Genomic DNA, 16,602 nt, shown 5'->3' with positions numbered 1-16,602 from the left:
CTCGTCGTTGTGCAGACGAGAACGAAGCTAGGACGCCGTGGGGGTGGGCTGGTAAAAGACGGTGCCCACGGCCCCGGTGAGAGCTTGTGCGCCCTTTCCTTCCACACCGCCGATGTTGTCCCCGAGCTGACGGTCGGCATCCGCCTTGTCAGCCTTCCCCGCCTCAGGGTTCCGAGCGTAGACGTTCGGGCCAACCGTATAGCGGAAGTCGTGCTGAATGCAGGCGTTCGTTTCCTGCTGCGTGAGGACTGAGCCGGGAACGCCGGTGCAGCCGTTGGAGTAGAAGCTTCGCTGCAGCTCCTCATCTTTCTGCCGCAGCTCCGGATTCGTTTCGGCGTCCGGATTCTGACTCAACAGGGCGTTCCTGAGTGTGATGAACGATTGGTTGTCCATCCCTGCGACGGCCTTGTACATGCCCTCGTCGAAATTTGCGCCAGGATGCGACGCGTCAGGCGCCCCTGGGCCCTCGTCAAGACGACCGGCGTGAAAGTCCTTGTACTGATCTGCGTTGTCCTCGAAGGTCGATTTCGACTGCCCGGCAGACTGATCTGTCCCGTCGCCTGTCGCCGCCTGTGCGGTGGTGGCGCTGAGGCCGAGGCCGGCGAGCCCGAGGGTCACGGTGGCGGCGCCCATACTCACTCGCCGCGGCACAGGCGAATGTGACGGCTTGCGATGCTTTGCCATTGCTGACTCCCATTCAGTCGGTTGCGCGGGGGAAGAACGCGAAACTGCTCTCGGCCGTAAATCCCGATTTCCGCCCCCGGGCCACTGAACGACGCAGCTGCCCCCGACCGCAACTGATTGCTGCTACTACTGCGGTGAGTTCAGGGGCCCTCTGGCCTATACCTACGGAGCCCGCAGTCCTGCCCCGGCCTGACCCCGATCCGGCACGCACCCCAGGAGACACGCTCCCGGGGCCAACGCCACCAAACGTGGGCCCGCTCGTTCAGGGAGGCGACCAGGGCCCTGGTCGCGGGCAACATCGCCTTCTTCCCGCCGACTTCGAGCAGACCGAGGGTGTCCTCGACATGCCCGAGACGCGCCACCACCGCAGCCGTCACCGCCATCACACGCCGGTTCCTCCTGACATGCAGTCACTGCTACCGCTACGACGCCGGGTCACGCCCCACTTCGCGGATCTCCACGACTGCGGCGGCCGAGCAGTCGTCGTGACGGCAGCGGCGCCACGGCTGCTCGGCGCCCGCCGGGCCTACACCGTGACCCGTTGGAAGAACGTGCTGGTCTCGACGCCGATCTACCAGTTCAGCCGGCGGAGGCCGAAGTGGTGACGTACCGCGTCGAAACCTTCACTCCCACCGGGCGGCGCCTGGAATCGGGTACGGAACTCCCTGCCGACATCGTGGTCACCGCGACCGGCCTGCAGTCGCTCGTGTTCGGCGGCATGCCCCTCACCGTCGACGGCCGCGAGGTATCGCTGCCCGACACCATGGGCGCAGGCGGCTACGACCGGTGCACGTGCTGCGTGCACTCGGCCAGTTCCCGACGGCCGGATCGCGGGCACCGCGGCGGCTGGACATGGGCTGCGTCCACGGCGTGGTCACGCTGCGCCACGGTCGCGTCGACGACGGCACGATCCGGTTCTCGACTCGGCGCGCTGACGCGGGCCCGACGAGCCGGCAGGACAACGACACGACTGCGGCCGGCCCGGGTGCGATCGTCCGCACCGACGGATATCTCCAGAACACCGACTGATTTTCCCGAGGCAAGGAGCGAACCAACCCATGACGAAACCGCATGCGGACGTCGAGCAACGGCAGGTGGACCTCCGCGACAGCAAGGCCTCCGCCGCCGCCCCCGACGGCGCCGCGGTGGTCTGCGGCACGTGGCTCACCCTCGCGCGTCGAGGGTAAGGGCAGTCGCCGGCGGAGCGGCTTGATGATGTCTCGGGCGGGCTCGGCGTCGAGAGCCGCGGTGGGTTCGTCGAGGGCGTGCGGGACAGGCGAGTGGCGCAGGCGTGGTGAGTACGGAGCTTGGTGAGGATCCGCCAGTTCTCCAGGTGAGCAAGCCGCGTTCGACGGGAGAACGCGTCCGACGGCCAGGTCCCGGTTGGCCTCGGGCAGTTGCTCGTAGCGCGAGGCCGCCCTCACCGACGAACGGTCGCTGAGGGCCGGGCGCGGCCAGCGGCGGCCGGTGGGGTCGTGGACATGGCGCTCAACCACCGTCCACACGGCCGCCTCCACGGCGGACCACTGCCGTGTGCCGTACCCGGCGAGCATCTGCCCGCGCTCACCGCCCCCCAGTTCGTCGGAGCGGCACACCTGCACAGCGGGCAGAGCGAGAAGCGTGGTGAGAGGGCGGGCCGTCCTGTCCGGCAGGCGGCGTGCGGGGCACAGAGGCACCTGGCAGCCGCTCGCCGCTGGTGTCCGGCCCAGGACCGGCTCACGGCAGGTGTACGCCGGGAACCTCCATCGGGCCATGAGGCGGGCAGGGCGGACGGGTCCGGGTCGGGTGGTCAGTCGGTCCAGTGGGCCAGGACCTTCCGGCGGACCTCTGCGGGGTATGCCTGGGCGAATGAGCTGTGGGGAAGTCGGCCTGAGCCCGGTGCGGGCTGGAGGGCGTTGTGGACGACCACCGGGCCGCGGCGGGCCTCCTTCTCCTCCGGGGTGTAGCAGCCCAGGAGCGGGTGGATACGGCCGTCCCACGCCTCTGCGCGCCGGACAGGGTGGACGCGGGTGGCCAGGGCCCACAGCAGGTCGTCGTCGTCGGCCGGGTCGATGTCGTCGTCCAGGACGAAGACGTTGGAGGTCACACGGCCCGCGCGGGAGGCGGCAAGGACCTCGCCGATCCGGTGGACGAAGGCGTCCGCGTCCGTGTCCGGCAGCCGGTCGCGCCAGTCGGCGGGCACCGTCACCACGGACCAGTGGGCCGCGGCCCGCAGCGGCAGCCAGACGGTGCTGACGGGCAGGCCGACGGCGCGCAGGTCGGCCAGCATCTCGGCGGCCTCGCCGACGCCGGTGACGGTGTGGTACTCGTCCACCGGCCGGCCTTCGGCGACCAGGGGCCATATGGGATCGTCGCGGTAGGTGACGGCCTCGATGCTGTAGACGGGCTGCATCGAGGTCTCGTCGGATGCGTACCCGGCGAACTCTCCGAAGGGCCCCTCCAGCGCATCCCGGCCCACGGACAGGTGTCCCTCGATGACGATCTCGGCACCGGCGGGGACGTCGAGGTCGTTCGTCTCGCACCGGACCACGGGCAGCGGTTCGCCGTGCAGGGCGCCGATGTAGCCGGCCTCGTCCATGCCTTCGGGCAGCGGGATGCCGCCGACGAACGGGACGGCCGGGGCGCCGCCCTGGACCAGGGCGTACGGCATGGGCTTGCCGATCTTCGCCCATTCCTTCCAGATCAGGCCGATGTGTTGCGGCGGCACCACGAGGCCGGTCATGCGCCGGCCGTCGAGCATCATGATCCGGGCGATGGACCAGTTGGTCCACCGGCCGTCGGGGGTGCGGGCGACGATGATCCCCCAGGTGTTGGTGTAGCGCTCGCCGTCGGCCTGGTGCACACGCGGCACCGGGAAGCGGTCGAGGGTGGCGGCGTCGCCGAGCAGCACGTTCTGCTTGACGGGCGCCTCCTCGCGCGAGACACGCTTGGGGGGTACGGGGGTGGCGTGCCGGGTGCGGGCCAGGTGCTCGACCAGTTCGGCGGCCGTGGTGTCGGCGGGCAGGCCGACAGAGAGGGCCACACGGGCCAGCGGCTTGTCCGGCAGCGAGCTGAGCCCGGCGGGCGCGCCCAGCAGGCGGAATCCGGGCTCGGCGCCGGCGACGTTCTCGAACAGCGGGGCGGGCGAACGGCGTTCGTAGGAGAGCCGGGTGATGGCGGCTGCCTCCAGGTCGGCGCTCACCTCGCGGTCGATGTGCCTGAGATCGCCCAGGGCGTCCAGCGCGTCGAGGTACTCACGCAGGTCGGAGAGATGGGTCATGCTTCAACTCCCTTGCGTTGCTTACGGAAAGGGTTTGATCGGCCGGGATGAGGTCTGGACCCGCACCGTCGCCGGTCGGGGCGGTGGGGCGGGTGGCGGCGGCATGCCGCATGCCCTGCCAGCGCCGGGCCGCGCCGGATTCGACGCCGAACTGGTCCAGCACCCGGGTCACGATGTGGTCGACGATGTCGTCCACCGTGGCGGGGTGGTTGTAGAAGGCGGGCATGGGGGGAACGATCGAGGCTCCCATCCGCGCCAGCGCGAGCATGTTCTCCAGGTGGATCTCGTTCAGCGGCGTCTCCCGCGGTACGAGGACGAGCCTGCGCCGTTCCTTGAGTGTGACGTCGGCGGCGCGGGCCACCAGGCCTTCGGCGTAACCGGCGCGGATCCCGGCCAGGGTCTTCATGCTGCACGGGACGATCACCATGCCGTCGGCGCGGAACGAGCCGGAGGAGATCGCGGCACCCTGGTCTTCGGGGGCGTACGCGACGTCGGCGAGCGCAGCCACGTCGCGTGCGCCGAGCCCGGTCTCCGTCTCCAGCGTGGCGCGCGCCCACCGGCTGAGCACGAGGTGGGTCTCCACGTCGTCGTGGTGGCGCAGCTCGGTGAGCAGTCGGACACCGAGCACCGCGCCCGTGGCTCCGGTCATCCCCACGATCAGTCGCATGTCGACACCATCCACATTCAGTACCCTGAATATCAGGGTACTGAATATACTCTTCTTCGTGACGAACGCAAACTCCCGCAACTGGCTGCAGCTCGACGAGTCACTGCCCCATCAGCTGCGCCGGGCCGCCCAGGCATGGACGATCAACTGGCACCACCGCGTACCGGACCTGACCTCCCCGCAATTCGCGGTACTGCTGGTGCTGCGCGACCACGGCAGCATGGACCAGACAGCCCTGGGCACCCTGACCGCCGTCGACCGCACGACGATCACTCAGCTCCTCGACCGCCTGGAGGCCCGCGAGCTGGTGACCAAGGAGGCCGACCCGGCCAACCGCAGACGCCGCATCATCACCCTCACCGAGGCGGGCCGCCGACACCTTGAGACAGCGGTTACCGAGGCCGCGCGACTGCACGAGCGACTGCAATCGATGTTCGGCGAGGAGGAGCTGCAGCGACTGGTGGACATGCTGCGCACACTCGGTGACATGCCGCTGGAAGCCGTGGACGAGCCCTGACGGATGCTGTCACGAGCGGGAACCAGGCTCGGGCGCCCTTCCTCGACGACATACGGGGCGAACGACCGGGCAGCCGTGCTGTAGTCGGCACCGAGCCTCTTCAGCTTCGCCCTGGACGTTGCAGGGGACCGCCTCGCCCGGTTCGTCAGTTCCTCTTCGGGCCACGAGAAGCCGGTGACCCGCTTTCCCCTGACCAGAAAGCCACGCCGTACCGGGACACCGCCGTACCGGACGACCAGCCGGACGAGGTGCAGGCTGCCACCTTCGCATGGTGCAGGCGGCGTTGCCGGACGTTCGACGGCACGCGGTGAATGCCACCGAGGTAGTCGTGCGGTCCGGTACGACGGCCGCACGACCGGCGGCCGACGTCTGGAGGTGACGGTGAGCGATGACGGCAGGGGGCACACGAGCGCTTCCCCGCGCCGAGCCGACAGCTGATGGCGGGGCCGCGTCCGGGCCGGGGCTGGGAGGTACGGGCCCTCCTGCCCGCGCCCGTTGCTCAACCAACCGCGTCTGTCACGTCGTCGACGCCGTTCGGACCTTCCTCATCTGCGGAAACCCGGGATGAAAGAGGTTCACTGTCCATTGTGGACTCCTGGAATTCCACCACGGCCCGGCCGTGCTCGTGGGCCCACTCGGTCAACACAGCGATCGGCTTCACCAGTGTCCGGCCCAGGTCCGTCAGCACGTACTCGACCTTGCCGGCCTCGGCGTGACGGTCGACCAGGCCGTATCCCTGCAGTCGCCGCAGCGTCTGGGTCAGCACCTTCCGGGAGATCCCGCCGATCAGACCGACCAACTCGCCGTGCCGGCACGGTTTCCGGCTCAGTGCGAACAACACGACCACCGCCCACTTGTCGGCGATGATCTCGATCGCCAGCCGAGCCGGGCAGTCGGCGAGGAAGACGCTTCCGGAGTACTCGGGCACGCCCCGATGCTAGCCCGCTGCCAGGAACCTGGAGGTACCTGACGCCTCGTTAGCGTCCGCTGCGGAAGCCACCGAACAGGGGGAGCGTATGGGGACAGTGATCGACTGGCCGGGCGGGCGGAAGGTCGCCGCGCTGGTCACCGTCGCGTTGGAACTGTGGTCACCCGGGCACTGGCCCGCCTACGCGCCGATGGCCGCGGCGTGGCCGCTGCCCGGTGTCGACGACACGCACAGCACCTCCTGGGTGGACTACGGCGTCACGACCGGCATCTGGCGGCTGCTCGACATCCTCGGTGACCTTCCCGCCACCGTCGGCGTCAACGGCCTCGTCGCCGAGCGACACCCCGACACCGTGGCAGCCGTACACGATGCGGGGCACGAGATCGCCGCGCACTCCTGGGCGCAGGACGTCGTACCCGCACTGCTCGACGTGGACACCGAGCGGGACAACATCCGCCGCTGCACGGACGTCCTGAAGCGAGTCACCGGGGTTCACCCGACCGGATGGATGAGCCCTCGCGCCACCGGCTCGAAGCACACCTGCGATCTGCTCACCGAGGCCGGCTACCGCTGGACCGCCGATCACAGCGGCCACGATCTCCCGCAGGTCCTGACCACTGGCCGCGGCCCCCTGGTCTCCCTCATGCACGGCGACCACTCCGATGTCCGCAGCGCGGCGGCAGGCCCGAACGCCTACCGAGACCTGCATCGCGCGCTCCTGGAGCAGCTGCTCGCCGCCCCCGGCCCAGGCCTCTTCCACTTCACCGTCCACGCCCACGTCGGAGGCCGACCGCTCCTCGCGGGCATGATCGGCCAGATCCTCGACCAGATCCGTGCGTGCGGCGACGTCTGGGTCGCCACCCACGCCCAGGTGGCTGAACACGTCCTCACACACACGGGATCGACACCATGACCCACGTCCTCGTCGTCGGCGGCACCGGAGCCATGGGCAGGCACGTGATCCAACACCTGCTTGCCACCACCGACGCCACCATCACCGTCCCCACCCGCCACCCGGAATCCGCCCATGCCACCGGACTCGCCGCCACCGCGACCGGCCGCGTACAGCTGGTCCGCTCCGACTCGTCGGCTCTCGACGCCCGCTTCGGGAAGGCCGATCACGTGTTCGCCAACACCGACTTCTTCGCGACGGGCAGCGCCGTGGGCGAGTACCGGCAAGGGCTGGACCTGCTGACCGCCGCTGAACGGGCCGGCGTGGAGCGTTTCATCTGGTCCTCGTTGGACAGCGCGGTGTCCCTGACCGGCCGCCCCGTGCCGCACTTCGACAGCAAAGCCGCCGTCGCCGCCCACATCAACCTGATGCGGTCGGAGGAAATGCTCCGCAAGGAGACCGACGGCTGGTACACCGACCACGTCTCGGTCCTGACCACGGCACCGTACTTCGAGAACCTCCGGGACCGGCTCGCCCCACGGCCGGACGGTCGGGGCGGCCTGGCCTTCAGACTTCCCCTCGGCGCCGCCCGCTACCCGCTCGTCGCCCTCGACGACATCGCCTGGTTCGCCCGCCACATGTTCGACAACTGGCAGTCCTGGGGCGCCCGTGACCTCGCGGTGATCGGCGACAGCCTCACCGGCAACGAGATCGCCGCCACCTTCACTCAGGTCACGGGCACCCCGAGCACCTACATCCCGATGCCGCACGACGATCTGCACGCCGCCGTCCCCGACTTCGGCCACGACTACGCGGCGATGTTCCGGTTCTTCGCCGCCCGTGATCTCTACGCCCGACACCGGGACATCACCCTTCTACGCCGCCTGCACCCCGACTTGATGACCTCCGCGGACTGGCTGCACCACACCGGATGGACGGGACGACCACCCACCACGGAGACCGGACGCGGCTCGCGCGACACAGCTCGTCGCTCCGGAGCGTGTCCGGCACCGGCGGGAGATCGGGCTGACCTGGTGTGACGCACACGCGCGGCCGTCCGCCGCTTCCGGCGTCGGGCAGGTTCAGGCTGCCCAACCTGCGCCGGCCCGGCGCGCTCGACGGCCACCCGGCATGGAGGGCCGCGCTGGAAGAGGTCGATGAGTACGGAATCCCGGGCCGGCCGTCTGACAGAGGCACGACACCACACCGCGCGAGGTCGTCGGCAAGGAAGACGGCCAGGCCGATGTCCTGCCCGGCGTCACCGTCCACGCCATGGACATCGGGGAGTGGCTGGCCCGGCAACGCCGACACACCGTGTGGCGGGGCCTGCCGGCCAGGCAGCGTGAGCTGCCAGCCCCCCTCGGCGTCGTACCGCTCCCGCCGGAGCAGAAACGCCCGCACAGGCCTTCCGGGCGTCTCCGGGGCCTTCGAGCCGCGTGTCGCGGTCCTCTCCGCGCAGTACGGCGCGCCACGGCAGTCGAGCCAGAGCCGGCAGTCATGAGCGGAGACCGCGAAGCGCGAACGCGTGGGATCGTCGTCGTTGACGAGGCCGCAGGCGTGGTCCTTCGATTCCGTGCCGCTGGTGCCCGCCCGCACCAGGGCGCACGGGCAGGCCTACGGGTACGGTGCCGGGACTGGCCGCCGGCCTCTTGCCCGGCCGGTTCACGTGCGAAGGAGGACCTCTCATGACGATGGGCACCGCGGTTCCTGCCCCCGACTTCGAGCAAGCCACGCTGCCCGAACGGGCCGCAGCCTTGGTCGAGTTACTTCGGCGCAACGCCGCCCGCACCGAACAGGACCGCCGTGTTGCTGCGGAGAACATCGCGGCACTCGATGAGGCCGGCCTGTTCAGCCTCACCGTTCCCCAGCGGCTCGGCGGCCACCAGGAACGCATCCGCACACTGGTCGAAGTGACCTCCGAACTCGGCCGCGGCTGCGGATCGACTGCCTGGACCACCAGCTTGATCAACATCTCGGGCTGGCTCATCGGCCTCTATCCCCGACGCGCGCAGCGTGAGGTCTACGCACAGGATCACGGCACCCGTGCCTGTTCGGTCCTGCCACCTCATGGGACCGGCAGGCCGGCCGACGCGGGCAGCATCGTCACCGGACGGTGGGGCTTCGCCTCCGGCTGTCTCCACGCCCGATGGGCACTGCTCGGCATGACGCTCACGGACGAACACGGCGACCGCCTGGACCAAGCACTGGCCCTGGTCCCGGTGGACCAGCTGACGATCGAGGACACCTGGCACGTTGCCGGGATGCGCGGTACCGGCAGCAACACCCTCGTCGCAGACGGCGTCTTTGTCCCGGCCCACCGCATTCTGTCGGTGACGCAGGCGCTCCAGGGCACTTGTCCGACCGAGTCCGAGGACGAGACCCTGTACCGCACGGCGTTCGTCCCCACGCTCGCCCTGTCACTCGCCGGCCCGCTGCTGGGCCTGGCCCGCGGCGCGATGGAGCTGGTGCTGGCCTCCCTCGCCACGGGCCGGGGCATTTCGCACACGCACTACGCACAGGCACGCGAGGCACCCTCCACCCAGATGCAGCTCGCCGAGGCAGCATCATTGATCGACACTGCCACCCTGCACCTGATGCGTGCCGCGGACGATGTCGACAGCTGGGCGGCGAGCGGCCAGTGCATGCCCCTGGTCAACCGGACCCGGGCGCGCATGGATATCGGCACAGTCGCCCGCTGCTCACGAGATGCGGTGGACCTGCTGCTGAGCGTCCAGGGGGCCCGGAGTTTCGCCGACGACAGTCCGCTGCAGCGCATCTGGCGGGATCTGGAGACGGGTACGCGGCATGCCATGGTCAACCCCGCCATCGCGACCGAGATGTACGGCCGGGCCCTGCTCGGTATCGAGGACCAGATCACCCCGCTGATCTGAGCGGGCAGCGCCCGACGACGCCCGGACTCGCCCCTGCTGCTGCCCACAAAGGCCGGGGCGCTTGGTGCTCCAGGCAGGCGAGCCACCCGTGGACAGCTGCGGGTGACATCTACGGGCCGGGGCGGTCGGTCGGTCTCGCGGGCCTGCCCCACGACGGCATCTTCGACCGTGGCCAACTACGCCTGGGCCGACCCGCGTAGTTGGTCGCTGCCGTCTTCGTGGCTCCGCACTTGAGCACCAGCTTCACACGAGCCGCAAAAGCGCTCCGTAACGTGGATGTGGCAGCTCGGTGCCCAGGTAAGGCCGGACGCAAGCGTGAGGGAGGGGCCTGCACGTGATCGGCACCGACGCCATCGACGTCTGCCTCGGCCTGGACGTCGGCAAGAGCGAACACCACGCCACCGCCCTGACCCCGGCCGGGAACAGTCCTTCGACAAGCTCCTGCCCAACACCGAGCCCATGCTCCGCGAGTTGTTCGCGAGACTCCAGGCCAAGCACGGAACAGTGCTGGTCGTGGTCGACCAGCCGGACTCGATCGGCGTCCTGCCGCTGACGATCGCCAGGGACATGGGCTGTCCGGCCGCCAACCGCCTCCACGGACTGCTCACGCAGATCCACCCGTCACTGGAACGAGTACTGGGGTCCTGGTCGCGGCACCCGGCCGTCCTCACGCTGCTGGAACGAATCGGATCCCCGGCCCAGATCCGCAGCAAAGCAGGCAGACGTCGGCTGGTCGCCCTGCTGCGGCCGAAGGCACCGCGGCTGGCAGGGTGCCTGGTCGAGGGCAGCTTCGACGCTCTGGACGAGCAGACCGTCACCGTTCCGGGCACCGAGGCTGCCGCGCTGATCGTCCTGAGCCTGGCAGCCTCCCCGACGGCCGTCCTTGGCCCACGGAAACGTCTGGCCGGACGGATCGAGGAACTCCTGGAGGCACGCCCTCTCGCGCAGGTCCTGATGTCGATGCCGGGAGTCGGCGTCAGGACCGGAGGCCGCATCCTGATCCAGGTCAGTCCTCCGGCCGAAGTCGCTGACGAGCGGCCTCCAGCCTGGTCGTAGTCAGGCGCGAACAGCTCAGAGAGCGCTTTGTCCAGCGTCCCGGCGATCCGATGGATCGGGGCCCAGACCGCCGGATCGTCAACAACGCGACTGAGGTCCGTCATCTCAGCAGCGGAGCGGCGGCGGCAGGGTCGAGCGCCTCGGGGACGCGGACGGCGAAGCCTCCGGTGCGACGATCGCCTCGGAGTAGCCGCCCCGGGTGTGGGCGCCGGGCTCGGCAGGATCGGGGGCCCCGAAGACGAGAGTGTTGCCCTCCAGGCAGTACTGCTCCTGGCCTGCCCGGCAGTTCTCGCATGTGCGGCAGGAGTTGACCATGCAGCCGATGCCGACCAGGTCGCCGACCTGATGACGGGTGACCTCGGGGCCGGTCGCGGTGACCCGGCCGACGATCTCGTGGCCGGGGACGAGCGGGCCGACCGGCAGCGGGCCGGACGAGCCGTCGGCATAGTTCATGTCGGAATGGCAGATCCCGAAGTACAGGATGTCGAGCTTGACGTCGTGCGGACCGACGTCGCGGCGCTCGATGGTGACGGGAACGAGCGGCTGCCCTGCTTCGTGATGCCGAACGGGTTGACGGTGGTGGGCATGGTGGTTCCTTTGCGCAGGTACGGGGTGCTGTCAGGCTTCGGGGACGGCACGGCCGTAGGACGCGAGGGTGACGTTCGTGGGCTCGGGGCCGCCACGCCGGCCGGTCATCAGAGCGTCGAGGGCCTTCAACTCGTCCGTGGAGAGAGCGAAGTCGAAGACGTCGATGTTCTGCGCGATGCGGTGGCGCTTGGTCGACTTGGGGATCACCGATCGGCCCTGCTGGATACCTCAGCGCAGCAGCACCTGGGCGGGGCTCTTGCCGTGTGCCTCGGCGATCGTGGTGACGACCGGGTCTTCAAGGGCACTCCTGCGGTGCTCGCCGTATCCCGGGTAGAAGGTGATGCCGCCGATGGGGGACCACGCCTGGTTGAGGATGCCGTGGTCGTTGTCGAAGTCGAGTACGGGACGCTGCTGGAAGTAGGGGGTGGATCTCCAGCTGGTTGACGGCCGGGACGACGAAGGTCGCGTCGAGCAACGCGGTCAGGTGGTCGACCATGAAGTTGCTGACGCCGATCGCCCGGACCTTGCCGTCGGCCAGGAGCTGTTCCAGGGCGCGGTAGGCCGCGAGGGTCTTGTCGACGTCCGACGGCAGTGCCTGGTGCAGGATCAGCAGGTCGATCCGGTCCACGCCGAGCTTGGCGGCGCTCTTGTCGAAGCCGTGCAGGGTCTCGTCGTAGCCGTAGTCGCTGATCCAGATCTTCGTCTCGACGAAGATGTCGTCGCGGGGTACGGCGGAGGCGCGGATGGCCTGGCCGACCTCGCGTTCGTTGCCGTACGCGGCGTCGGTGTCGATGTGCCGGTAGCCGAGGTCGAGTGCGGCCGTGACAGCGGCCCGGGTCTCGTCCCACGGCATCTGGAAGACACCGATTCCGAAGGCGGGCATCTCGACGCCGTTGTTGAGGGTGAGGGTCTGCATCACAGGGACCTTGCGTGCGGGCGGATATGTGCGGGGACGATGAGGGCGAGGGTGGCCGCGAGGGCCAGGGCGAGCGGGACGGCGGAACCGGTGAGGGCCGCATCCGGGCCTGCCCGCCCGCTCCAGCAGCCGCGGCACCTGGACGGCGATGGCGAAGTTGACCAGCGTCATCGGCAGGAAGGCGAGACCGGCCTGCAGCGGCGTCCAGTGGTAGCCGCTCTGCACGAACTGCGCGGTGAAGAGGAAGAACCCCATCATCGCGCCCATGTAGAGCATCCGGGTGGCGTAGGCCCCGCTGCGCTCCCGGCCGGACAACAGCCGCCACGGCACGATCGGTTGCGCGGCCCGCCGCTCCGCCGCCACGAACAGGGCCAGCATCACGCCGCCCGCCACCAGCGGAATCGTGGCCGCCGGAGCGGTCCAGCCGATGTCGGAAGCGTCCACGATGCCGACGACCAGGGCGGTGGAGCCCGCAGTCGCCGGGAGCGCCCCCGCGAGGCCGAAGCGACCACCCTGGTGCTCGGTCTCGGGCAGAAAGCACACGGCCAGCGCCACCATCGCGAGGCCGACCGGGACGTTGAGGAAGAACCCGGCCCGCCACGAGATCAGGTCGGCGGCCAGGCCACCCACCACCAGGCCGAGAGCCGCGCCGAGCCCGGCCACGGCGCTGTAGGCGGCCATCGCCCGGTTACGGGTTCGGCCTGCGCCTCAACTGCTACCCCCCGAACCGGACTCCCCGGCGAGCGAGGCCCTGAGCCTCCTCGCCAGTTCGGCAAGCACCGGAACCGTCGTCCCGACCGCGAGCGACTGATGCCCAGGACGACCCCTCACCAGCGGGGCAGCTCACGGCACACACTCCGACCTGGTGAATCAGGGCAGGATCCGCTGCATCGGCCTCCTCGTCCTGCTCCGGCTCGCAGATCGTCGAGGCCCAGTGGACCTCGCGAGAGCGCCACCTGGAAACATTCGTGGGGAAACCGGCGTAGCGCCTCATTCGAGGCACCCGGTGAGCCGCTCGAAGGCGTGATGGCACTCACTGACCAGATGCTCAGCCTCGGCACGGGTGCCGCAGTCGGTGGCCGTGCCGACGTCCTGGTGTTGCAGACGCGCCAGAACGGCGGCCCAGGCGTCGCCCTCGGCGTGCCAGCGGGGCAGGTCGTCGATGTCGACGAGATCGATGAAGGAGGGATCCTCGGCCACGCACAGCAGTACAGGGGCAGCGCAAGCAGATTCGGCACGGATACGGTGCAGCACTCCCACCGGCCAGGCAGGCACGGTGCTGCCGGCCAGCGCCGGTTCGGGCATCAGCACCAAGGCGTTCAGGGGCGCCCCTTCGGCGTCGAGAGTGCCGGGGACGCGTCCATGTCCGACCGGCCAGCCCGTTGACGTGAGCCGATCGGAGGCGCCGCCTTCGGACGTGCGGATCGTGGACGAGGCGGTGGCGTCGATGTCGATGGTGATCCGGGGCATGGCCCCGACCCCCTCGAAGAATGAGCACGGTCAGCGGACTGCGGCCATCAGCACACCTGGGGTGCGGCTGGCGGCGAGCCCCATCGCCGGATACCAGCAGTGTCCCGCCGCACGGCCGGGGCGGCAACCAGCCGACGGACGGGCCGGCCTTTGCGTCCTGCCGGGACGGGCTCGCGGGCCGCGATGAGCGAGTACCTGTTCAGGGTACTGGTGGTCGAAGAGGCCAAGAGGGGTAAGAGGGGTAAGAGCACACTGGTCAACGCACTGCTGGGATGGTGGGTGCTGCCCCATCGGCGTGGTGCCGGTCACCGCTCTGTCGACCACTGTGCGGGCCGGAACACCGGACGTCGGGATCGTGCGGTTCGCAGAGTGGCGCAGTCAGCGGCATCCGCTGGCAGATCGTCCCGGCTTCGTCACCCGGCGCGCCGACCCGGGCAACGGGCCGGGCGTGGAGAAGGTGGTCGTCCACCAGGGCATCGCCATCGCGCTCGACCCGGCGGCCGCCAGCGACTTACGAGGCGGGGACGGCTGGGGACGGCTGGCCGAGTGCCTAGGCCACCGCACGGAGGCGGTCGAGGAGAAGGTCGCCAACGCCTCCCTCATCAAGGCCAGCCAGATCGGCACCGTCACCGAGACTCTGGAGGCCATCCGCGTCAGCAGCGAGGCCGGTTACGCGCAGAGGACACCTTCGTCTCCGACCTCGTCGTCGGCGTCGGCTGTGGGCAGATCGAGTCCGCCGCCCCTGCCCACGGCAAACGCGTCGCGCATCACAACTGCCTTGTCGAGATCGCGGCGGCCGATCCGTCCCTGTCACACGGGTGGCACGGGCCGTGGGCCCGAAGGTGTCTCAGCGCCGATCGACTCGGATGACGGCCAGCAGCGCCACGGCCAGCACCTGGATGGCGACGACGACCGCGATCAGTACCGGGATCGAGTAGCCGTACAGGCCACCGGTCAGCGCGCCGCCGGCCAGGCTCGCCGCGCCGACGACGCCGGCGAACAGGCCGTAGGCGGTGGCCCGGCGCCCGCTGGGCACCAGGTCGGCGACCGTGGCTCGCAGGGTGGATTCCTGGATGCCCATGGCCGCGCCCCACAACAGCGAACCGGCTACGGCGATCGCGACCGTGTTCGTGAAGGCCAGTGCCACCACGCCCGCGGTCAGCAGCGGCAGGCCGCTGAGCACGCGCGGGCCGTACCGGTCGTAGAGCCAGCCCGTGGCCAGCGCCGCGACGGCGTCCACCGCCATTGCCGCCGCGTAGAGCACCGGCACCCAGGCAGGGGTCAGCAGATGGCGCTGGACCAAGTGGAAGGAGAGCACGCCGAACGTGGCGAACCCGGTCGTGGTGGCCGCTGTGAAGGCGGCGTACGTCCAGAAGGCCCTCGGCAGACGCCCGCCCCGCGTGTCCGCTGCCGTGGGTGCCGGGGCTTTCACCTCGCGCTCGTAGGCTTCCGGGTCCGGTACGCGGGCCCGCAGCCAGCACAGCAGCAGTAGTACGGCGATGCCGGGCCCGGCGAGCACGCCGAGCGCGGGGCCGTAGTCGTTGCCGGTCAGCGCGAGCACGCCCGCCACCAGTAGCGGGCCGGCGATGGCGCCGATCTGGTCCAGCGCCTCATGGACGGCGAAACCCCGGCCGCGCCCGGTGGCCGCGGTGGCGTGCGAAAGGAGCGTGTCCTTCGCGGGCGAGCGGACCGCTTTGCCGACCCGTTCGGCGATCACGAGGACGCAGGCGGCCCACAGCACCCCGGGCACGCCGAGCAGCGGTACCGAGACGACCGTCAGGGCATACCCGGCGATCGCCAGCCCCCAGAAACGACGCGTCCGGTCCGCCACCGGGCCGGAGACCAGCCGCAGCCCCAGCGCCGCCGCCTCCCCGGCACCGGTGACCACCCCGACGACCAGGGCGGACGCTCCCAGCGAGGCCAGCAGCGGCCCGGTGATCGAGCGGGCCCCCTCGTACACGACATCCGCGAGCAGACTGACCGTGCCGAACCACAGCACGAACCGCCACGGCCCCATCACCGCCGCCCGGTTCGCCCCGCCCTCCCTGCGCGCCGACCGGTTCACGCCCACATCACCTGCGCGAAGGACACCCCGACGAACGCCGCCGCCAAGCCGGCCACCACACCGGCGACGACGTTGGCCTCGGCGTAGAACCTCGCTCCGTCCGCTGCCGGGCGCAGTGTCTCGTACGAGACCGTCGAGTACGTCGTCAGCGCCCCGCACAGCCCGGTGCCGGACAGCAATTGCACCTGCGACGAACCGACGCCGGCCGTCACGGCCCCGGACAGCAGACCGGCGATCAGGCAGCCGACCACGGCGCCGCAGATCACAGGCAGCCAGTTCACGCCTTCTTCTCCCTGCCCACGTACCAGATGACCTGGCACACGTCGAGGATCACCAACCCCTCCCCCGCCGGTTCGTCCCACGGCCGCAGGAACTCCCGCACCCGGTCCTGGCTGTCCACGATCACGATCGCCACCGGCAGGTCCTCGAGCCGGCCCGGCCTTGTAGGCCCGGTACATGACTTCGCCGTACAGCGATGTGTGGTGCCAGCAGTCGCTCTCCCCGATGAAGATCGTCACTCTCGGGGCACTGCCCGTCAGCCTTGTCACCGCCGCCCGCCATACCGCCGCCGACGCAGCGCACCGCGTCGCGGCCAGACACACGAGCCCGGTGCGGGGATGGCCTCCAGCCACAAGCTTCTGCATGGCCGAACCAGCGGGTGCGCCACCC

15 protein-coding genes and 5 pseudogenes are annotated in these 16,602 nt (G+C 70.1%); 9 read left to right on the top strand and 11 right to left on the bottom strand.

Going from position 1 to position 16,602, the window contains the following annotated elements:
* Window positions 1–27: 27 nt before the first annotated feature.
* Entirely contained in the window at window positions 28–633 is a 606-nt protein-coding gene (locus BIV25_RS21385; protein ID WP_071373966.1) for a hypothetical protein, read from the bottom strand.
* 455 nt (window positions 634–1,088) lie between these two features.
* On the opposite strand from BIV25_RS21385, the gene BIV25_RS50410 reads away from it, so the two are divergent.
* The 3 genes from BIV25_RS50410 to BIV25_RS53000 all read left to right on the top strand — a co-directional run bounded on the left by BIV25_RS50410 (window position 1,089) and on the right by BIV25_RS53000 (window position 1,871).
* A complete protein-coding gene (locus tag BIV25_RS50410; protein WP_143076675.1) occupies window positions 1,089–1,289 on the top strand; it encodes a hypothetical protein in 201 nt (66 codons plus the stop codon).
* A gap of 187 nt (window positions 1,290–1,476) precedes the next feature.
* Window positions 1,477–1,713, top strand: coding sequence for a hypothetical protein (locus BIV25_RS21375; RefSeq protein ID WP_143076674.1), 237 nt, complete (start codon window positions 1,477–1,479; stop codon window positions 1,711–1,713).
* A gap of 29 nt (window positions 1,714–1,742) precedes the next feature.
* Window positions 1,743–1,871 (top strand): hypothetical protein, encoded by a 129-nt coding sequence (locus BIV25_RS53000; RefSeq protein ID WP_256255965.1) that lies wholly within the window; start codon window positions 1,743–1,745, stop codon window positions 1,869–1,871.
* A 602-nt stretch (window positions 1,872–2,473) separates the two neighbouring features.
* On the opposite strand, the gene BIV25_RS21370 is transcribed toward BIV25_RS53000, so the two are convergent.
* Together BIV25_RS21370 and BIV25_RS21365 are read right to left on the bottom strand one after the other, a co-directional pair.
* Window positions 2,474–3,943 (bottom strand): UbiD family decarboxylase, encoded by a 1,470-nt coding sequence (locus tag BIV25_RS21370; protein WP_071373963.1) that lies wholly within the window; start codon window positions 3,941–3,943, stop codon window positions 2,474–2,476.
* Window positions 3,918–4,610, bottom strand: a complete 693-nt coding sequence (locus BIV25_RS21365) for a non-oxidative hydroxyarylic acid decarboxylases subunit B (protein ID WP_079176789.1) — start codon at window positions 4,608–4,610, stop codon at window positions 3,918–3,920. The genes BIV25_RS21370 and BIV25_RS21365 overlap by 26 nt, the downstream gene beginning before the upstream one ends.
* 58 nt (window positions 4,611–4,668) lie before the next feature.
* On the opposite strand from BIV25_RS21365, the gene BIV25_RS21360 reads away from it, so the two are divergent.
* Entirely contained in the window at window positions 4,669–5,127 is a 459-nt protein-coding gene (locus tag BIV25_RS21360) for a MarR family transcriptional regulator (RefSeq protein WP_071373962.1), read from the top strand.
* A gap of 499 nt (window positions 5,128–5,626) precedes the next feature.
* Here BIV25_RS21360 and BIV25_RS21355 read toward each other — a convergent pair whose 3' ends face one another.
* Window positions 5,627–6,055 carry a helix-turn-helix domain-containing protein gene (locus BIV25_RS21355; RefSeq protein ID WP_071373961.1) on the bottom strand — a complete coding sequence of 143 codons (429 nt, stop codon included), beginning with the start codon at window positions 6,053–6,055 and terminating at the stop codon, window positions 5,627–5,629.
* A gap of 88 nt (window positions 6,056–6,143) precedes the next feature.
* Here BIV25_RS21355 and BIV25_RS21350 point away from each other — a divergent pair, with 88 nt between their 5' ends.
* The 4 genes and pseudogenes from BIV25_RS21350 to BIV25_RS21335 form a co-directional block, all read left to right on the top strand.
* Window positions 6,144–6,968: a polysaccharide deacetylase family protein gene (locus BIV25_RS21350; RefSeq protein ID WP_071373960.1), complete on the top strand. Its 825-nt coding sequence runs from the start codon at window positions 6,144–6,146 to the stop codon at window positions 6,966–6,968.
* On the top strand, window positions 6,965–7,987 hold the full coding sequence (locus BIV25_RS21345) for an NmrA family NAD(P)-binding protein (RefSeq protein ID WP_079176787.1): 1,023 nt from the start codon (window positions 6,965–6,967) through the stop codon (window positions 7,985–7,987). The genes BIV25_RS21350 and BIV25_RS21345 overlap by 4 nt, the downstream gene beginning before the upstream one ends.
* A gap of 645 nt (window positions 7,988–8,632) precedes the next feature.
* On the top strand, window positions 8,633–9,838 hold the full coding sequence (locus tag BIV25_RS21340; protein ID WP_079176786.1) for an acyl-CoA dehydrogenase family protein: 1,206 nt from the start codon (window positions 8,633–8,635) through the stop codon (window positions 9,836–9,838).
* A gap of 334 nt (window positions 9,839–10,172) precedes the next feature.
* Window positions 10,173–10,846, top strand: a pseudogene (locus BIV25_RS21335) (transposase); the annotation flags it as partial.
* A gap of 153 nt (window positions 10,847–10,999) precedes the next feature.
* On the opposite strand, the gene BIV25_RS21330 reads toward BIV25_RS21335, so the two are convergent.
* The 4 genes and pseudogenes from BIV25_RS21330 to BIV25_RS21315 all read right to left on the bottom strand — a co-directional run bounded on the left by BIV25_RS21330 (window position 11,000) and on the right by BIV25_RS21315 (window position 13,868).
* Complete coding sequence (locus tag BIV25_RS21330) at window positions 11,000–11,347, bottom strand: alcohol dehydrogenase catalytic domain-containing protein (protein WP_256255964.1); 348 nt, start codon at window positions 11,345–11,347, stop codon at window positions 11,000–11,002.
* A 165-nt stretch (window positions 11,348–11,512) separates the two neighbouring features.
* Window positions 11,513–12,398: pseudogene (locus tag BIV25_RS21325) on the bottom strand (aldo/keto reductase).
* Between the two features lie 168 nt (window positions 12,399–12,566).
* Window positions 12,567–13,079: pseudogene (locus BIV25_RS21320) on the bottom strand (MFS transporter); the annotation flags it as partial.
* A gap of 309 nt (window positions 13,080–13,388) precedes the next feature.
* Window positions 13,389–13,868 (bottom strand): inorganic diphosphatase, encoded by a 480-nt coding sequence (locus tag BIV25_RS21315; RefSeq protein ID WP_071373958.1) that lies wholly within the window; start codon window positions 13,866–13,868, stop codon window positions 13,389–13,391.
* A gap of 295 nt (window positions 13,869–14,163) precedes the next feature.
* Between BIV25_RS21315 and BIV25_RS47315 the strand changes: the two are divergent.
* Window positions 14,164–14,738, top strand: a pseudogene (locus BIV25_RS47315) (hypothetical protein).
* On the opposite strand, the gene BIV25_RS21310 reads toward BIV25_RS47315, so the two are convergent.
* The 3 genes and pseudogenes from BIV25_RS21310 to BIV25_RS52995 form a co-directional block, all read right to left on the bottom strand.
* Complete coding sequence (locus tag BIV25_RS21310; RefSeq protein ID WP_256255963.1) at window positions 14,716–15,933, bottom strand: MFS transporter; 1,218 nt, start codon at window positions 15,931–15,933, stop codon at window positions 14,716–14,718. The pseudogene BIV25_RS47315 and the gene BIV25_RS21310 sit on opposite strands and share 23 nt — an antisense overlap.
* Window positions 15,930–16,214 carry a CrcB family protein gene (locus tag BIV25_RS47310; RefSeq protein ID WP_371273051.1) on the bottom strand — a complete coding sequence of 95 codons (285 nt, stop codon included), beginning with the start codon at window positions 16,212–16,214 and terminating at the stop codon, window positions 15,930–15,932. The genes BIV25_RS21310 and BIV25_RS47310 overlap by 4 nt, the downstream gene beginning before the upstream one ends.
* Window positions 16,211–16,481: pseudogene (locus tag BIV25_RS52995) on the bottom strand (DUF190 domain-containing protein). The gene BIV25_RS47310 and the pseudogene BIV25_RS52995 overlap by 4 nt, the downstream one beginning before the upstream one ends.
* Window positions 16,482–16,602 lie beyond the last annotated feature (121 nt).

Source organism: Streptomyces sp. MUSC 14 (assembly GCF_001866675.1).
Classification (GTDB): domain Bacteria; phylum Actinomycetota; class Actinomycetes; order Streptomycetales; family Streptomycetaceae; genus Streptomyces.
Note: the sequence above shows the minus strand (reverse complement) of the source record. Positions and strands in the feature narration are given on the sequence as shown.